The sequence below is a fragment of the Actinokineospora lacus genome (assembly GCF_053813445.1).
In genome coordinates this window covers 257169-274247 of the sequence record NZ_JBQERA010000012.1, presented here as the reverse complement: position 1 = coordinate 274247, position 17079 = coordinate 257169, and the positions used below count along the sequence as shown (strand labels likewise).

Here is a 17079-nt window from a genome sequence, read left to right as displayed (position 1 = left end):
ACGACTCCTCGCCCTGACCGCCGCCATCTGGCACAACCGCACCACCGGACAACCCATCACCCGATCCCTGACCGCCTACGACCACTGACCGACTTACGCATTAATCATCTAGGGCCTGTCCGCCCGCTGGCGGGTCGGATACGCCCGAATACAACACCGATACGAGGGCGATCCGTCCGCACCGCCTGCGGGCGGACTGATCACGCCCACCCCTGGAACACGACCCAGTCCGCTCCACCAGGCTAGGGAGCGCACACCAGCCAGTTGCCCGACTCGCGGACCAGGGGGAACGTGCGCCTGTCCACCGAGCCGCTGCGGGTGTCGGTGGCCAGGACGGTGAACGTCGGCGGCTGGGCGTCGGCCTGCACGCGTTCCAGGGTCAGGCGGAAGCCGCCGCCGAGGAACAGGTCCGAGGCGTTGGGGCGCCTGCGTTCGCAGGTCACGGCCCGCAGCGTGGCGACGTCGGCCACGTTCACGGCGTCCACAAAGGTCCTGGCGGTCAGCACGGGGTCGTCGTCGGAGTCGGTGATCTGGGGAAGGAGCACCGTCAGCGCGACGCCCACCGCGACCACCACGGCGGCGGCGGCCGCGGCGATCAGCAGCCACTTGCGGTTGCGTGGGGGCCGCGCCGCGCGCCCGGCGGGCTGCTGGACCGGCCTTCCCGACCAGGTGGCCTCCGGCGGCGGCACGCGGCGTTCGTTGAACTCGCGGCCCTCGTGGCGGACCAGGGTGGTCCAGGCCTGGCCGTCCCAGTAGCGGCGGTCGACGCGGCGCTCGGGGTCGGGCTGCCAGCCGGGGGCCAGGACGGCCTCCAGCGTGGCCGCCACCGGGCCCGCGATGTCCTCGCGCTCGCGCAGGCGGACCAGCAGGCCCCACGCCGCGGCGCGCTGGGCCGGGTCGAGGAGGCGGGAGCGCAGGTCGGTCATGATCGACAGCTGGGACTGCTGGTCGAGGGACTGCTCCTCCAGCCGCGTCCGGTACACGTCCAGGTACGGCACGGGGGGCTCCGGCGGCAGCGGCTGCGGCAGCGGGCCGGGGTCGGGGATGGCGTCGAGCACGGCGCGCAGGCGCGAGACGCGCTCGGCGGTGGCGCCCCCGAGGTCGATCACCGCGGCGTCGGCCAGCTCCGCGGGCAGCGGCCCCGGCCGTGGCCGCGCCGCGGCCAGCGGCTTGCCGATGGCGGCCGCGTAGCGCAACTCGGCCAGGCAGCCCGGCGAGCGCGCCGACTCCGGCGAGACGACGAACACGAAGACCGCGCAGCCCCGGATGCGGGCGAGCACGGTGTCCCACCACTGGGGACCGTTGGGCTCGCCTCTGTCCAGCGCTACCTGCCTGCCGGTCTGCGCCAGATCAGCGCGCAACCGGGCCGCGGCGTCCCGATCCGGTGCCGCGTGGCAGACGAACACGTGCATGTTCACTCCGCAATCAGCGCCCCGACAGCGCCTTGCTGATGTCGCACACCCGCCACTCGCCGTCCTCTTCGGTGAGCGGGATGTTCAACTTTACCGACGAGTTGCCTATCGTGCGCGCCGCGAGCACGGTGAACCGGGGGTCTGACCCGGACACGTCCACGCTTTCGAGTGTGACGTTGGCCGTCTCCAGGAAGCCCCGGTAGAGGTGGGAGTCCTCGGTGCCGTCCCGGTCGCACACGAACTGCCGCAGCGCCGCCTCGTCGCGGGTGTTGACCGCGTCGACGAACTTGCGGGCGACCTGGATCGCCGCCCCCTGGTCTGGACCGGCGCCGAACAGGAGGACCCCGCCGGTGACCCCGCAGGCCAGCACCAGCACCCCGGCGCCGACGAGCAGGGGCAGGCCCCGGCGCGGTCGCTGCTCGGGGTCGGCGTGCCTGCCGCCCGCCAAGGGCAGCTCGTGGGTGCCGGTGTCCTCCAGCGCGGTCTGCAGGTGCGCCGAGGACGACGGCGGCGAGTTGCGGTCGTTGAACTCCCGCCCGCCCTGGCGGACCAGCGTCGTCCAGCTCTGGCCGTCCCAGTAGCGGGCGTCGAAGCGCCCGCGCGGGTCCGGCTGCCAGCCCGGCCCGAGCAGGTGCTCCATCTCGGCCGCGACCTGCTCGCTCAGCTCGGGTCGCGCCCGCATCCGCACCAGCAGCTCCCACACGGCCGGGCGTTCGTGCGGGTCGTTCAGGCGGGTGGCGAGCTGGATCAGCAGCTCGACCTGCTCGGCCGGGGCGAGGTCGTCGGCGTCGATGCGGGCCAGGTAGGCGTCGAGGTAGGTGGCGGGGATCTCCGGCGGGGCGGGCAGCCTGCCGGTCAGCGGCTTGGCCATCGGCAGCGCGTTGAACGCCTTGAGCAGGGAGATCACCGACTCCGGGGTGCGGTCGACGTACTCGACCACCTCGCCGCGGCGCAGCTCGGGCGGCAGCGCCTCGCTGTCCACCGGGCGCACCCGCACCGCCAGCACGGGCCTGCGCAGGGCGATGGCGTAGCGCAGCTCGGCCAGGCAGGCCGCCGAGCGCAGCGAGTCCGGCGACAGGGCGAACACCAGGGCCCGGCACTCGCGGACGCGGCGCAGCACCTGGTCCCACCACTGCTGCCCACCATGGCTGTCACGGTCGTACCACACAGGGTGACCGAGTCGCTCGAAATCAGCCCGCAGCTGGGTGATCGAGGCTTGATCCCGGCGGGCGTAGCTGAGGAAAACGTGCATGCGGGCGACTCGCGTTCACTGGCAGTACATATCGAGGTGCCCGCGACGCTATGTAAAGGGCGGGGTAACCGGAAGGGACCAATGACCCTGGTGAGTTCCCGATTTGTCGGTCTGTGGTCGTAAGGTCGCTGGCTGGAGGTGTTACTGACATGGCGCTCGACTTTCAGGTGACCTTCGACGCAGCCGATCCGGCGGGCCTGGCCGACTTCTGGGCCGTCGCTCTCGGTTACCAGCGGCAACCGCCGCCCGCCGGGTTCGGCAGCTGGGCGGAGTTCGCCGAGCGGATCGCCCTGCCCCGCGAGCGGTGGGACGACCTGGCCGCCGTCGTCGACCCCGAGGGGGTCCGCCCGCGCCTGCTGTTCCAGCGGGTTCCCGAGGGCAAGACGGCGAAGAACCGCGTGCACCTCGACGTCAACGTCGGCGGCGAGCACGACGACGCCCGCTGGGACCGCGTGCTCGTCCACGTCGGCACGCTGGTCGCCGCCGGGGCCGCGGTCCTGAGGGAACAGCACGACCAGACCGGTCGGTGCATGATCCTGCGGGACCCGGAGGGCAACGAGTTCTGCGTCCAGTGAAATAGGATCGGTTGATGGAGTTGCGCAGGCAGTTCCGGGCGCCGCTGCCCGACTCGGTCGAGGCGCTGCCCGCCGAGGCGGCCGACGATCTCGCCGCCGCGCTGCGCGAGGCCCGGCGCAGGCAGACCGAGCACCTGGTGGCCGCGACCGAGGAGTCGCTCAGCCAGGTGCCCCGGCTCATCCGGCCCCTGGTGCGGAAGGTGCTCGGCCTGTGAGCGGCACCCGGGCCGAGATCATCAAGCTGGCCCGCCTGCTGGAGGCCCCGCCGTCGCGGTTCGCGTACCTGGCCGACCTGCCCGCCGCCGACGTCCGGGCGGTCCGGGAGCGGGCGACCGACGTGCTGTTCGGGGCCAACGGCGCGGTCTTCGAGCGGATCGCGGCGGCCAGCAGGCTGGTGCCGAACGCGGTGACGGCGGTGATCGCCCAGCGGGCGTTCGGGCCGCTGCTGTGCGCGCGGGTGGCCGGGGTGCTCGAGCCCGAGCGCGCCGTCGAGCTGGCGGGCCGGGTCCCGGCCGACTTCCTGGCCGACGTCGCAGCCGACCTCGACCCGCGCCGGGTCGCGCCGATCCTGGCGGCGCTGCCGGTGGACCGGATGCGCGCCGTCGCCGCGGAGCTGGCCAGGCGCGGGGACCACGTGACCATGGGCCGCTTCCTCGGTGAGCTGCCCGGCCCGGCCCTGCGGGTGCTGGTCGGGGAGCTGTCGGTGGAGGACATGCTGCACACGGCGGTGTTCAGCGACGACGACTCGCGCTTCGCCGAGATCTTCGCGCTGGTGCCCGACGCGCTGGTGCCGGAGGTGGTCGCGGTGGCCGTCGCCGCCGAGGAGCCGTTCGCCGCCGACCTCTTCGCCGTGCTGGCGCACCTGGACGCCGCGGGCCTGAAGCGGGTGGAGGCCGAGGTCGCCCGCCTGCCCGATGCCGACCGGGAACGAGTGGCGCGCCGGGCGGTCGAGGTCGGGCTGGCGGGCCGGTTCTAGGAGCTTTTTGGGGTTGGGATCATGTGGTTGAGGTCAGGGTTTTCAGCCATATGATCGCTCCTCGTAGATGCAGTCCGGCCTCGTAGCTTTCCGGTGATTTGTCGTAGCGGGTGGCCAGGCCACGCCATGTCTTGATCTTCTGAAAGCAGCGCTCGACGGTGTTGCGTCGCCTGTAGCGCACGGGATCGAACGACACCGGCCGCCCTCCGGCGGAGCCCTTCTTCCTCCGGTTGGTCTGTTGGTCGGCCTTCTCCGGGATCACCGCCGTGATCCGGCGGCGACGCAGATAAGCCCGGTTGGCCTTGGAGGAGTACGCCTTGTCCGCGGCCACCGCGTCCGGACGGGTGCGGAGCCGTCCGGACGGGCCGGGAACCCGGACCAGGTCGAGCACGGTCTGAAATTGCGGGCTGTCCGCGGCCTGGCCAGGTGTGAGCACGAAGGCCAGCGGAAGCCCGGCGGCGTCGACCGCGGCGTGGATCTTGCTGCTCAGCCCGCCTCGGGACCGGCCGAGCCCGGCCGCCTTCGCCCGCGCCCTCCGACGGCGCCGGAGGGCGGCACGATCCCGATCGGCAGACGTGCCCGCCTCGGCGGTGTTCGGCGCTGACCGCGCCGGATCACCCGCAGCACCCGCCGCTGCGTGGACAAGGGAGCCCCTTTTTCTCGGTCAGCGCCTGTTCCAGCGCGTCGAGGGTCTCCCCCGCGATTGCCAGCCCGGCCGATTCGTGATGCGCCCGCACGATCGTGGAATCCACACCGACCAATTCCAGCCCGACCTGCCCGCGGGAGGCGGCCTCGGCGATCAGCGCCTCCATCAACGCCTGGAACACCCCGGCCTTCACCCAGGCGTTGAACCGGGAGTAGACGGTGGACCAGGGCCCGTACCGTTCGGGCACATCACGCCAGCCCGACCCGGTGCGGAACCGCCACAGGACCCCGTTGAACTGCTCCCGCACCCGCCGCGGCAACGGCCCGGTGGCCGCCACCGGCACGTGCGGCTCGATCAGCGCCCACTCGGCATCGGTCAGATCAAAACGCGCCACACCCCGAGTTCTACCAGCCCCAACAACACACCACCGGACCACCTAGATCCGAACTCCAAACAGCTCCTAGTGCCCCGACCCAGCACCTTCACCGTGTCTCGACACGCCCACGACGCGCCTGGCCGCGTTGCCGCAACACCTCCGAACAACCAGTACGACGACGCCCCGGCGCCTTGCCAGCCACGCCGACACCCGGCCAAGGTTCTGGGTCGGGGCGCTAGTAGGGCTTCGTTAGGTCGGAGCCAGAAGCGACACCACCGGCCGTCGGGCGCTGACGTTGAGGCCATGACCTGGGGCGATGCGCGGAGACGTCTCTCGGCGTTGCCCGGCAGGCCGTCGCATCTCCGCAGGTCGGAGCGACCTAACGAAGCCCTACTAGGGCCTGTCCGCAAAGCCAGAGTGCGAGGGTGGCCAGGTCGAGCATGCCTCGGTAGGAGGTGGTGGTCTTGTCGTAGCGGGTGGCGATGGCGCGGAATTGCTTGGGCCTCAACCACAGTGAGGTCGTTCGTTGAGTTCATCCGCCCGGCGGCGTCACCGACGCCGCTGACCGCCCTGCGCCGTCGCCGGACCTGGTACCGCCAGTCCGGCTCGCCTGTCTTCTGTGGTGCGGCTCGCCCGCGAATACGGTGGCCGAGGGGGAGATGGTTCACCGCAGAGCACTATTGGGAAATACCGAACCACGGTCCCGAGCTTCCCGTACTGCCTGGTAGTGGTCCTCGCAGACCACGCAGGAGAGAGACAAGGGGAAGCTCCGGATGCTCCAGAACGGAACACGTGCCCGGCGCAAGGTGGTGCTGGCGGGAATCGCCACGACGCTCTCGGCGGCCGCGGTCCTCACCACTGCCCCACTGGGCAGCGCCCAGAACTCGGTCCAGGCCGAGGACGCCGTCACCACCCACGCCATCCAGGACACCGTGGCCCGCCAGACCGCGCTGTCGCTGGGCACCCAGCGGTGGCGCATGGCCCTCGTGGACGCGGTCGCCTCCGGGCGGGCACTGGACCTGGAGGCCGTCGCCGGGTCCGCCGCCCCGGCCGACCTGCGCGCGGCGGTGGTCGACGCCAACACCAAGGTGCTGGCAGCCAAGGGGCTTCCGTCTGCCACCGGGGACCTGCTCACCGTGCGCCTCGCCGACCCGGCGATGTCCGCCGCGCTCAAGGCGGGTGCCGAGCCGCTGGTGGCCGTCCCCGCCGACGACGACACCCCCACCGGCGTCACCGCCTACGACACCTCGGGCCGCGTGCACACCCTGGCCACGGGCACTGTCCCGAGCCTGCCGGTGCTGGTGGTGGACATCGACGTCCGCAAGGCACTGGACGCGGGCTCCACGCTGATCAACCAGACTCTGGCGCTGTCGGGCCGGGCCGCCGTGTCGTCCGCCCCCACCACCGCAGCGTCCGTGGACACCACCAAGATCACCGCCGTTCGGGTCAGCAACGACCGCGAACCGTGGTTCAAGGGCGACTCCGAGATCTTCACCATCGTCGGCGGGATCAAGAAGAACCCGGACCCGACGAAGGACGACACGGTGATCGCGACGGTCGTCAAGATGCCCTACCTCAACACCGAGAAGAAGACCTACTACCCGAACCAGATCCTCATCTGGTGGAACCAGTACAAGTTCAACGCCGCCGACGCGGTGATGATGGAGGACGACGGCGACACCAACTACCAGAAGCTCGCCAGCGCGCTGAACACGGCCCTCGGGGCCATGTCCAAGAAGTACGCCGCCTATGTCCCGGTGGTCGAGGGCATCATCCAGGCCATTCCCGGCAAGTGGTGGACCGACGACCCCGACCACGTCGAGCAGTGGTACACCATCCAGAAGCAGTCCAACGGCCGCCTCAACGGCGCCAGCGGCAACGGCTGGATGGAGGTCGTCCCGTTCGTCGTGGACGAGCTTTAGCGACATGAGGGTATGGCGGTCCATTGTGGTCCGCCATACCCGGGTCGGTAGGTGCGCGGTGGCCAGGACGTCGGCTACCCGAGCAGGACCGCGCCGATCCCGTGGTCGGTCCGCAGGGGCCGTTGGTCGGCCGGATCGGCAGACCAGCGGCCTCGCGGACGTAGACGGCGCTGGTGATCAGCTCCACGGCCAAGTGGACCGACCGGGCGTGGCCATCAGATCCCGCGCGCGGGTCCTGTGACCGCCCGGACCGGCAGCAGGCCGAGCGCGTCGTTGAAGGCCGCGCCCGCCGGTCTTTCGGTGACCTACGTCGCCGTGCGGTGGAGGCATGATGGTGAAGCGAGATGCCACCGTGGTTCGCCATGATGTGTCCATCGAATTGGCGAGGCTCTTGAATCATCTATAATGGACTCAGCGTCTGTTTCCAGCAAGGGTGCTGACTTGTTGACAGGGAAAGTGCGCACTCCCGCCGTACTCGCGTTCTCGGTGCGCATGGACGACACCAACGCCCGGCGGCTGGCGGCCGATCCCGCGGTCGACTACGTCGAGCAGGGATCAGGTCGTCGAGCCATTCGTCCAAGGGCCGGTTCGCGCCGCTGTCCGGGGACTCGACCGGATCGACGAGCGCTCCAGCCCCGACCGACGACCCTGTACACCTACGACGCCGAGAGCAGTGGCGTCCACGCCTACATCATCGACAGCGGCATCCGTCTCACCCACCAGACCTTCCAAGGCCGGGCCACGCTCGCATCGACGCGGTGGACCCCGCGGGGACCGAGACTGCACCGGGCGCGGGACCCACGTCGCGGGCACTGTCGGCGGCGAGGAGTACGGCGTCGCCAAGAGCACCCGACCGGTCTCCGTCCGGGTGCTCGTCTGCTCGGGCGGCACCAACAGCGACCTGTTTCCAGGGCATCGACTGGGCGACCCTCAATCACGTCAAGTCCGCGGTGGCGAACATGAATCTGGGTCCAGCGTCCACGAAGCGCCGTCCGCGCCTCGATCAACGCCGGGGCGGTCTATGCGGCTGCCGCGGGCAACCAGAACGAGCGCATGTGAACCCGCGGGGACCGCCCCGCTCACCTGGACCGTGGTCTGCCGCAGCGGCTCCTACCCCTGATCCGCTGGCGACGGAACCGCGCCAGCCCTGATCCCGCTACTCGCAGCAGAGGAAAGGCGAGAAGGCGTGGCCGGGTCCTCGCTCGGCTTCGCGCTCGCCCCGGCGATGTGCCTGCGGGCGTTCCTGCTCGTCGCGGCGCCGGCCGCGGCTTCCTCCGCTGCTGCTCTGCGGCCCTTCGCCGTGCGCCACGGCCCAGCCGGACCCGCTTGCGCCCACTCACCTCGGCACACGCGGGGTCTCCGTCGCCGTCACGACGGGAACCTGAGGTGCCTACACCTGCGAGGGTTCGCTGGCCCGCATGATCATCGGGTCATGCGGGGCACGACAGCGTGGGAAGTACGGGGTGTTGCGTCCGGCTGGTAGGGGTGGGGTCCGGCGGAGACAGCGAAGCCGGCCAGGGTGGAGTTCCCGAAGGGGTGTCTGGTGATGCGGGTGCGGGATGTGCTGTGCTCGTTGTTCGATGAGGCCGAGTTCGCCGGGTTGTTCTCCGCGCACGGACGGCCTGCGGTGTTGCCGGGCCGTCGACGCTGGTGTCGTGTTGCAGTTCGCCCCTCCCACTTCGCAGCCCTCCGTCCCGCCGCCTGACGGCGGGACGGATTCGCCAACAGCGCCCTTGTCAGGGACGGGCACTGCGGGCGCGAGTCAGGAGATGGTCTCGCACCGGGAAAGGTCGTCTCCCGGGGTGCGGACGGCGGAGTCGGTGCCCAGGCCGCACTCCAGGATATCGGCTGCCGGACCGCCGTCGAGGTGGTCATCGCCCCCGCCGCCGATCAGGTGGTCGGTGCCGTCGCCGCCGAAGAGGCGGTCATTGGTGTCAGTGAAGCGGCCGTAGTTGGCGTTGTAGTAGCCGAGGACGTTCAGGTCGTCGTCTCCGGGACCGCCGTGGATCTCCACCGGGCCCATGCCGAAGGTTATGTTGTCCGGGCCAGAGCCGCCGTAGAGGCGTTCGATCGAGTAGGGCGCGTCGCTCTCGCCCACTTCACCGGTGTACTGGTTCTTGGGGTAGTTGGAGAACCAGCCCCGCACCTTGAGGGTTCGCTTGGAGTAGTCGACGGTGTCGTAGCCCTTGCCGCCCTCAAGGCCGTCCGAGCCGTTGGCGCCTGATCCCTCGAGGAAGCGGTCGTTGCCGTCATGGCCGAGCAGGCAGTCCCGCCCGCCGCCACCGGCGAGGTGGTCACCGTTGTAGGCCGACCGCGATCCCTCGATGATGTCGCCGTGGTCGCTGCCCTGGATCTCCTCGATGTCATCGCGGACATCGTCGCCGTCCACCGGCGTCTTCCACTCGTCCCTCGTGTAGTGGCAACCGATCGGATCGATCTCGGAGACCCGCCTGCCGTCGCCCCGGCCCGCGCCCTTGCTCACCTCGACGCCGACGGGGGACAGCGCGTAGCTGATCCGGTCGTGTCCCGCGCCGCCCAGGTAGACGACGGACGTCCGGCCGCCGGAGAAGTAGTCACCCTCGACGCTGAAGAAGTCGTTGCCCGTCGACCCGATGACCGCCCCGCCCAGACCGGGCGCGGAGATGGCGAAGTCGTCATCCAGGGAACCCAGGTCCACGTCGATGCCGGTGATCGTGCTCGCCGCACAGGCGATCTTGTACGCGGTGACCGTGCGGCACCCCGTCCCCGGTGCCATCGGCACGACGTCCAGGACCACCAGGTCTGTGCCCGCCTTGCTCACCCGCACCCGGTTCTCCGTGCCCGTGGCCGCCCGGAAGGTGAGGGTGTCCCCGTCGACCCAGACCGAACCGGTGGGCAGGGCTTCCGCCACGCCGATGGGGACCAAGGCCCACAGTGCTGCCGCACACATCGTCGACGCGGCGACCAGTGCTGGTCGACGCCCCATCTTGTCGGTCATATCCGCTCCCGCGATTGTTCGGTCCTTTGTGACCGTGGATACGCGGTGGCGGTGGACCCCGGTTCTTTTCGAGTTTCACAACCTGGGATTCCGGGTGGACCCGGCCTCACGATGTGCGTCGCAGTTCCGAGTGGCGCGAGAGGAGGCCCTCGCAGTTGCCGTCCTTCGTGATGACGTAGGAGCCGGAGAAGGTGCCGTCGTTGAAGCCGCGAACGACGTTCGGCTTGTAGCGGGCGTTCGTGTCCGTGCCCGCGCAGAAGACATCGTTGAGGAAGTGCACTGTGGAGCTGGAGAGCTGGCTGGAGCAGGTGTAGGTGTTCTGCCAGCTGCTGGTGACCAGGTCCCAGCCGCTCGCGGTCAGCCATTCGTAGGTCTTGCCCCCGTGCCGGGCGTGACGCAGCCCGAGCCCGACCAGCCCCAGCTGATCCGGTTGGTCACCGCATTGACCTCCAGCATGATCGGGTCCTCCAGCCAGGAACGCATCTGCGCGGAGGAGTGGCGTACGGCGGCGGTCGAGACCTGGGGCCCCGCGAGCTCGGTGTCCGCACTCTCCCTGTCCGCACCCGCCGAGGGCTCGGCGGTGATCTCGCGGCGCAGGGCCACCCGGCTGCGGCAGGAAGCGGGATGGTGTGAGACCTCCTCGGCGCTGACCACGGTCTCATTCACCCCAGCGTGAGCGTCACGGGGATCTCGCAGCGGCCCGAGGCGGTCCGCGTTCCCTGGAACTCGTGCACCTGCGCTCCCTTGGCCGAGGCGTACGTGATCCATTCGCCTGCCGCGGCAGCACGGGGTGCCGCGGCCAGCGAGGCGAGCGCGAGCAGGGAGAAGACGAGGGCCTTGATTCGCAAGGGACTCTCCACGGTCGGGGTCATGGCCCCCGCGAATACGGTGGCCGCCCGAAGTGTGGATCACGCGGAAGGCCACGCGCGTGGTCCTGCCACCTGGCCCGCCGCCGCTGACCAGCGCAGTCGCCGAGATCCATACCGCGCGCTGCGACGAGGATCACGTCGAGGACAAAGCCGAGCGGCAGCGGCCTGGTGGCGAGTGCCCGGGAGGCACGGGTGGCCACGGCCGTGGACGGCGTCGCAGTGACCGTCAGCGGCACCGCGTCTGCTCAACCGGTTTCGGCGTCCGCCACAACGGCACGGCCAAAGTCGCGGTGACCCTGCTCTTGGTCAGTCGGACGACCCGTTCGGCAAAGCGCGGATAGCGGCGGAGACGGCCGCCCGATCCTCCAGGTCCTCGGCCCCGTCCAGGCACGCGGCCAGCAGCAGACGCGCCCGCGTCGGGTCACCGCGCTCGACGTGCAACTCGGCCAGCCGCACCGAGACCAAGATCCGGCTCGTTCCACTCGCCTGTGCCAGCGAAGGACACGTCAGCACAGCCGTCGCCAGGTCTGTTCGCCCGCACTCGCGCAGCCGATGAGCAGCGAGCAGGTGCCCGCCCACGCTGTCGGCAGGCGGGGACCCGGCTACTGCTTGCCGTGGTTCGGCGCATGACGGGCAGGGCATGCCCGCAAGACTAGGCCGTGTTTCAGATGTGAGGGGCGGCAGAGTCGTGATCAGTCCGGTCGCTGGCGGTGCGGCGGGATCGTCCTCATACCGGTGTTGTATTCGGGCGTATCCGGCCGTGCCGTCTGCGACCGGACTGGCCTGCGATCGGTCGGCCAGCGGGTCAGGCCGCGTCGGAGGTGGTGACGACGCGGGCGCGGACGGCGCGGAGCAGGTGGTGGTCGACGTGGCCGCAGTCGGCGGCCAGCCAGGCGCCGACCTCGTGGACGAAGGTGTCCGGGTCCACCGGGGAGACGCCGCGGGCGGGGGTGTCGTCGGTGGTCAGGGGGCCGCGGCGGTTGGGGTAGAGGATGAGCGCGCCGCGGATCTCGACGCCGGGCAGCAGGTCGGTGAAGGCGGCCACGGCGTCGGGCAGGGAGGTCTCCCCGCCGCGGAAGGGGTGGCCGTTGCGCCAGAGCGCGCCGTCGTCGTCGAACTCGTAGTGGCCCGGCAGCCACAGCTTCGACTCCACCAGGACCAGGCGCTGTCCACAGAGGACGGCGTGTTCGATGTCGGCGAAGACCGACCCCGGGCGGGACAGGCCGTGGAAGACCCGGGCGCCGGGCAGGCGGCCGAGGTAGCGCTGCAGGAGGTCGGCGGTCAGGCGCTCGCCCGCGGGCTCGGCGTCGGCGACGCCGAAGACCGTGCGCTCGCCGAACTCCGCCAGGGCGGCCCGGTGCCCGCGCGCGGCGGCGAGGTAGGCGCGGGCCAGGTGGATCGCGGCGGCCACGGCGGCGGCCACGAGGGTCAGCCAGACGATGAGGACGGCCGTGGGCAGGTTCCCGGGCAGCAGCGGCGGCACCGCGAGCAGGACCGCGGCCAGGATGGTGGCCACCGCCGGGGCGTGGCCGGGAGCGCGGACGTAGCCGATGCGCGGCTGGTGCTTGGTCAGGTGCCACCACGGCAGCGACGCGGGCGGCACCTGGCAGGCGGGCGGCACCCAGGCGGGCTCGTCGCGGAACATGCGGCGGCGCGCGCGCACCGGCGGGGGCGGCGGCGGGGCCGACTCGATGTCGTAGTCGGCCCGCCGCGCCGGGTGGGACAGGGTCTCGTAGGCGGTGGTCAGGAGGCGGAAGGTGCCCGCTGTCCCGCCCGCGTCCGGGTGCAGGACCTTCGCCAGCGCCCGGTACGCCGCCTTGATCTCCCCCGCGGTGGCGGTGCGCGGGACGCCGAGGAGTTCGTAGAAGTCGACGTCGTCCACGGGCGAGATCATCCCACTAGTGCCCCGACCCAGAACCTTGGCCGTGTATCGGCGTGTCCACGGCGTGGCTGGCAAGGCGCCGGGACAGCGTCGTACTGGTTGTTCGGAGGTGTTGCGGCAACGCGGCCAGGCGCGTCGTGGGCGTGTCGAGACACGGTGAAGGTTCTGGGTCGGGACCACGACCTAGCTGGTGATGTCCTTGCGGGCGAACCTCCTTGCCGCCAAAAGGCCGAACACCGCCGCGTAGCAGATCGAGGAGAAGGCGCCCTCGGTCATCTGCGTCCAGTCGATGTCGGTGGAGATCAGGTCCGACCAGGCGAAGGCGTAGTGCGTCGGCAGGTAGTCGCGCAGGTCGCCGAGGGCGGTGATCTGGTCGAGGATCTGCGACAGGATCGACACCAGCACCGCGCCGCCGACCGCGCCCAGCGGCGCGTCGGTGCTCACCGACAGGAACAGCGCCAGCGCCGCCACCCACATCAGGTTCACCGCGAGGTACAGCACGGCGAACACCATCGCCAGCAGCGAGTCGGCGAACGGCACGGCGTCGCCGGTCGGGCTGACCGCCTCGCCCGCGCCGTAGAAGACCATCCCGACCAGCAGCGCCACCGCGGGCAGCAGCACCAGCGCCAGCAGCGACAGCAGCCCGGAGGTGATCGCCTTCTGCCGCAGCAGCCGCAGCCGGGGGATCGGCATGGACAGCAGGTACTTCAGGCTCGACCACGAGGACTCCGAGGCCACCGTGTCGCCGAAGAACAGCGCCACGATCATCGGCAGCAGGAAGCTGCCCGAGGCGAACAGCACGAACACCACGAAGTTCGGCGCGCTGGCCGTGGCCAGGTCGACGAACCCGCCCGAGCGCCGCCCGGACTCGTCCGAGCCGAACTCGAAGGCCGCCCACAGGATCAGCGGCAGCAGCACCAGGAAGCCGAGCAGCCCCTGGGTCCGCCTGCGGCGCAGCTGCCGCAGCAGCTCCACCCGCAGCGGCAGCGTCTTCGTCGAGACGAACCCGTCGACGGAGCCGTCGCTGCCGTGCCCGACGTGCTCCCGGCTCGCCGAGGCCACCATGTCCTCGATGGCCTCGGGATCGGTGTGCACCGTGGTCAGCGTCTCCCGGCCGGAGCGCCGGTCGCTGGAGGCCGTGCGGGGCACGCCCCAGTCCGGGGTGCGGCCGTTGTTGTCCCCGCTCATGCCTGCGGTTCCTCTCCGACTAGTTGGAGGAAGGCGTCTTCGAGCTTGCGCCGCGGCCCGGCCTGCTCGACGGCGACGCCCGCGTTCACCAGGACCTTGAGGGCCTGGGAGCGGGGCATCCCGTCGAGGTCGGCGTGGACGAGGTCGCCGTCGACGGTGACCCCGTCCACGCCGCCGACCCCGCGCAGGGCCTCGGCGGCCGCCAGCGGGTCGTCGACGCGGAAGGTGGCCTCGCCGCCGCCCGCCACGATGTCCTCCACGGTGCCCGCGGCCACGAGCCTGCCGCGGTGCATCACCACGACGTGGTCGCAGGTCTGCTCGACCTCGGCCAGCAGGTGGCTCGACACCAGCACCGTGCGCCCGGTCGAGGCGTAGCGGCGCAGGACCTCGCGCATCTGGTGGATCTGCGGCGGGTCGAGGCCGTTGGTCGGCTCGTCGAGGACCATCAGGTCCGGGAAGCCGAGCATCGCCTGGGCGATCGCCAGTCGCTGGCGCATGCCCTGGCTGTACGTGCGGACCTTGCGGTCCACCGCGCCGCCGAGACCGGCGATCTCCAGCGCCTCGGCGAAGTGCGCCTCATCCAGCGGCCGCCCGGTCGCGGCCCAGTACAGCTCCATGTTCTGCCGCCCGGACAGGTGCGGCAGGAAGCCCGCGCCCTCCACGAACGACCCGATCCGGCTCAGCACCGGCGCGCCGGGGCGGATGCCGTGGCCGAACACCCTGATCGTGCCGCCGGTCGGCTGGATCAGGCCCATCAGCATCCGCAGCGTGGTGGTCTTGCCCGCGCCGTTGGGCCCGAGCAGGCCTAGCACCTGGCCGCGCTCCACCCGGAAGGACAGGTCGCTGACCGCCTTGAGCCCACCCGGGTACTCCTTGGCGAGGTCCTCGATCACCAGCGGCACCTCGGCCAGCTCCGGGTCGAACTTGTCCGCTCGCCGACGCCTGACGTACGCCACCACGGCCACCAGCAGCACCAGCCCGATGACCACGGCGATGCCGATGAGCGGCCCGGCGGGCGGCGCCGTGCTCGACCCCACGCCCGCCACCAGCGGCACCGCGATGGCGGCCTCCGCCAGCGCCACGCGGTACGCCGCGGCCTGCGTGGGCACCTGGTATGCCTGGTCCGTCGTGGTCACGACCAGCTCGACGGTGTGGTCGGTCTCCACCGGCCGCACGATGCCCGGCAGCGCCACCGTCACCTCGACCGGCGTGCCGTCGGCGGGCAGGTCGGGTACCCGGAACGCCGAGACCGCCGAGGCGGGCAGCGTCCGCACGCCGTTGGCGTCGAGGTCGTACAGCTTCGCGAACATCACCGCGCCGCCCGGGGGCGGCGGCGTGCCCGGCAGGGCCGCGATCCGCAGCCGCGCGGTCGAGGCGCCCGCGATGAGCAGCTGGGAGGTCATCGGCTCGCTGCGGAACCGCGCGGCCTGCCCCGGCAGGTCGATGGCCAGCCGCCCGGCCAGCCGCGACGAGCTGCCGATCGCCGAGCCGAGCCCCGGCATGCTGCTGATCGAGGCCGGGTTGCCGCCCGGCGGGTTGACGATGGTCTGCTCCCGCCCGGCCAGCGGCACCGGCCGCCGCTCCACCGGCGTCGCGCCCGCCAGCCCCGGGTACGCCGGGGCGGTCACGGTGCGCACCGACGGCGCGCCCTGGGCCCGCAGCGCGCCCTGCACCGCGTACTCGAACCCGGTGCCCGGGTCGGCGCCCGCGCCGCGCAGGTGGTAGTCGAACCAGTCGGCGATCTCGGCGCGCAGCTCGGGTCCCGGCCGCCCGCCGTCGTGGCCGCCGGTGTACCAGACGACCTTCACCTCCCCGCCCGCCGCGGCGATCTGCCGGGCGGTCGCGTCGGACTGGTCGAGGCCGAACAGGGTGTCCTGCTCGCCCTGCACCAGCATCGTCGGCTGGGTGATGCGGTCGGTGACCGCCGCGGGGGAGACCGAGCGCAGCAGCGCCATGGTCGCGGCGTCGGCCTGCCCGGAGCCTGCGACCTGCGCGTACGCCGCGCACACCGTCGCGGTGAAGCGGCCGCACGGGTCGCTCGGACCGGCCATGCCCGCGGGCGGGCCGCCACCGGGCAGCGCCTCGGCGGGGGCGCCGCCGGGGATGCCGCCCGCGGCGTCGGCGGAGTCGTCGTCGGTGCCCTCCTCGACGGCGTCACCGGCCGGGTCGGCCAGACCGGCGCCGCCCATGCCCGCGGCGAAGAAGATGCCCGCCCAGGACCGCTTGAACACCCCGTCGTCGGCGAAGGGGTTCGCCGCGGGCGTCGCCGCCTCGGCCCGCCCCGCCGAGTTGGGCACCAGCGCCTGGCCGAGGTCGTTGTAGGTGATCAGCGGGACGAGGGTGTCCACCCGCTGGTCGGTGCCTGCCAGCAGCAGCGACAGCGCGCCGCCGTAGGACCCGCCGGTGACCCCGACGCGCGGGTCGCCCGGCGCGTCGGTGACCACCTCCGGGTGCTGCGCCAGCCAGTCGACCAGGGCGCGGGCGTCGGCGACCTCGTGGTCGGGGGAGTTCAGGCCGATGCGGCCGGTGCTGCGGCCGAAGCCGCGCGCCGACCACGTCAGCACGGTGAAGCCGCGCTGGGCCAGCTCGCGCGCGTCGGAGTCGACGCTCTCCTTGGAGCCGCCGAAGCCGTGCGCGACGAGCACGGCGGGCGCGGGCGTGGTCTCCGGCAGGTACAGCCGGGTGTCGAGGGTGACCGGGGCGGCTTCGCCTGGTCCGCCGGGCACCTCGATGCGCTGGTCGGCCGTGGTCACCGGGGGTGGGTCGTCGCCGGTGTTCAGCCAGACGACACCGGCCGCCGCCACCGCGGCGACCAGCGCACCGGCGACCACCTGGCGGAGTCGTGGGCGTGAAATGGAGGGCACGGGGCGACGTTATGCGAACTTTGCTGAGAGACCTCCCAGCGGGTGGCGGCTCGCTCACGGACGGGTGACCTCGGGCGACGGGTCACGCGGGGGTTGACCAGGCCCGCGGGCGCGTGTGTGACCAACGACAACCCAAGAGG

General features: G+C 71.7%; 14 protein-coding genes and 1 pseudogene. 4 read left to right on the top strand and 11 right to left on the bottom strand.

Features of this window, described 5'->3' with window-relative positions; all coding sequences use genetic code 11:
* Positions 1-242: 242 nt before the first annotated feature.
* Positions 243-1412, bottom strand: a complete 1170-nt coding sequence (locus ACTG9Q_RS27230) for a TIR domain-containing protein (protein WP_455575755.1) — start codon at positions 1410-1412, stop codon at positions 243-245.
* Between the two features lie 13 nt (positions 1413-1425).
* Positions 1426-2664, bottom strand: a complete 1239-nt coding sequence (locus ACTG9Q_RS27225; protein WP_455575754.1) for an Rv0361 family membrane protein — start codon at positions 2662-2664, stop codon at positions 1426-1428.
* 149 nt (positions 2665-2813) lie between these two features.
* On the opposite strand from ACTG9Q_RS27225, the gene ACTG9Q_RS27220 reads away from it, so the two are divergent.
* From ACTG9Q_RS27220 to ACTG9Q_RS27210, 3 genes are read left to right on the top strand one after another with little or no spacing between them, the layout of a single operon-like run.
* Complete coding sequence (locus ACTG9Q_RS27220) at positions 2814-3239, top strand: VOC family protein (protein WP_455575753.1); 426 nt, start codon at positions 2814-2816, stop codon at positions 3237-3239.
* Positions 3240-3253: 14 nt separating this feature from the next.
* Entirely contained in the window at positions 3254-3454 is a 201-nt protein-coding gene (locus tag ACTG9Q_RS27215; RefSeq protein WP_455575752.1) for a hypothetical protein, read from the top strand.
* Positions 3451-4215, top strand: coding sequence for a hypothetical protein (locus tag ACTG9Q_RS27210; RefSeq protein ID WP_455575751.1), 765 nt, complete (start codon positions 3451-3453; stop codon positions 4213-4215). The genes ACTG9Q_RS27215 and ACTG9Q_RS27210 overlap by 4 nt, the downstream gene beginning before the upstream one ends.
* A gap of 19 nt (positions 4216-4234) precedes the next feature.
* Here the strand turns inward: ACTG9Q_RS27210 and ACTG9Q_RS27205 are convergent.
* A pseudogene (locus ACTG9Q_RS27205) lies at positions 4235-5255 on the bottom strand (IS5 family transposase).
* Between the two features lie 755 nt (positions 5256-6010).
* On the opposite strand from ACTG9Q_RS27205, the gene ACTG9Q_RS27200 reads away from it, so the two are divergent.
* Positions 6011-7159 (top strand): DUF3103 family protein, encoded by a 1149-nt coding sequence (locus tag ACTG9Q_RS27200; protein WP_455575750.1) that lies wholly within the window; start codon positions 6011-6013, stop codon positions 7157-7159.
* A gap of 1762 nt (positions 7160-8921) precedes the next feature.
* On the opposite strand, the gene ACTG9Q_RS27195 is transcribed toward ACTG9Q_RS27200, so the two are convergent.
* From ACTG9Q_RS27195 to ACTG9Q_RS27160, 8 genes are all read right to left on the bottom strand, one after another.
* Entirely contained in the window at positions 8922-10136 is a 1215-nt protein-coding gene (locus ACTG9Q_RS27195; RefSeq protein WP_455575749.1) for a hypothetical protein, read from the bottom strand.
* Between the two features lie 106 nt (positions 10137-10242).
* Entirely contained in the window at positions 10243-10416 is a 174-nt protein-coding gene (locus ACTG9Q_RS27190) for a hypothetical protein (RefSeq protein ID WP_455575748.1), read from the bottom strand.
* A gap of 77 nt (positions 10417-10493) precedes the next feature.
* On the bottom strand, positions 10494-10802 hold the full coding sequence (locus ACTG9Q_RS27185) for a hypothetical protein (protein ID WP_455575747.1): 309 nt from the start codon (positions 10800-10802) through the stop codon (positions 10494-10496).
* The gene (locus tag ACTG9Q_RS27180) at positions 10799-10984 is read right to left on the bottom strand and encodes a hypothetical protein (RefSeq protein ID WP_455575746.1); all 186 of its coding nucleotides are present in this window, start codon (positions 10982-10984) and stop codon (positions 10799-10801) included. Before ACTG9Q_RS27180 ends, ACTG9Q_RS27185 begins: the two co-directional genes overlap by 4 nt.
* Positions 10985-11311: 327 nt before the next feature.
* Positions 11312-11461, bottom strand: a complete 150-nt coding sequence (locus tag ACTG9Q_RS27175) for a hypothetical protein (RefSeq protein WP_455575745.1) — start codon at positions 11459-11461, stop codon at positions 11312-11314.
* 349 nt (positions 11462-11810) lie between these two features.
* Positions 11811-12887 (bottom strand): J domain-containing protein, encoded by a 1077-nt coding sequence (locus ACTG9Q_RS27170; RefSeq protein WP_455575744.1) that lies wholly within the window; start codon positions 12885-12887, stop codon positions 11811-11813.
* Positions 12888-13070: 183 nt separating this feature from the next.
* Positions 13071-13952 (bottom strand): ABC transporter permease, encoded by an 882-nt coding sequence (locus ACTG9Q_RS27165; protein ID WP_455575771.1) that lies wholly within the window; start codon positions 13950-13952, stop codon positions 13071-13073.
* 119 nt (positions 13953-14071) lie between these two features.
* Positions 14072-16939: an alpha/beta fold hydrolase gene (locus tag ACTG9Q_RS27160; RefSeq protein WP_455575743.1), complete on the bottom strand. Its 2868-nt coding sequence runs from the start codon at positions 16937-16939 to the stop codon at positions 14072-14074.
* Positions 16940-17079 lie beyond the last annotated feature (140 nt).

Coding starts and splice junctions, on each gene's coding strand:
- ACTG9Q_RS27230 (WP_455575755.1), bottom strand. CDS start 1,412: ATGCACGTGTTCGTCTGCCACGCGGCACCGGATCGGGACGCCGCGGCC.
- ACTG9Q_RS27225 (WP_455575754.1), bottom strand. CDS start 2,664: ATGCACGTTTTCCTCAGCTACGCCCGCCGGGATCAAGCCTCGATCACC.
- ACTG9Q_RS27220 (WP_455575753.1), top strand. CDS start 2,814: ATGGCGCTCGACTTTCAGGTGACCTTCGACGCAGCCGATCCGGCGGGC.
- ACTG9Q_RS27215 (WP_455575752.1), top strand. CDS start 3,254: ATGGAGTTGCGCAGGCAGTTCCGGGCGCCGCTGCCCGACTCGGTCGAG.
- ACTG9Q_RS27200 (WP_455575750.1), top strand. CDS start 6,011: ATGCTCCAGAACGGAACACGTGCCCGGCGCAAGGTGGTGCTGGCGGGA.
- ACTG9Q_RS27195 (WP_455575749.1), bottom strand. CDS start 10,136: ATGACCGACAAGATGGGGCGTCGACCAGCACTGGTCGCCGCGTCGACG.
- ACTG9Q_RS27165 (WP_455575771.1), bottom strand. CDS start 13,952: ATGGTGGCCTCGGCGAGCCGGGAGCACGTCGGGCACGGCAGCGACGGC.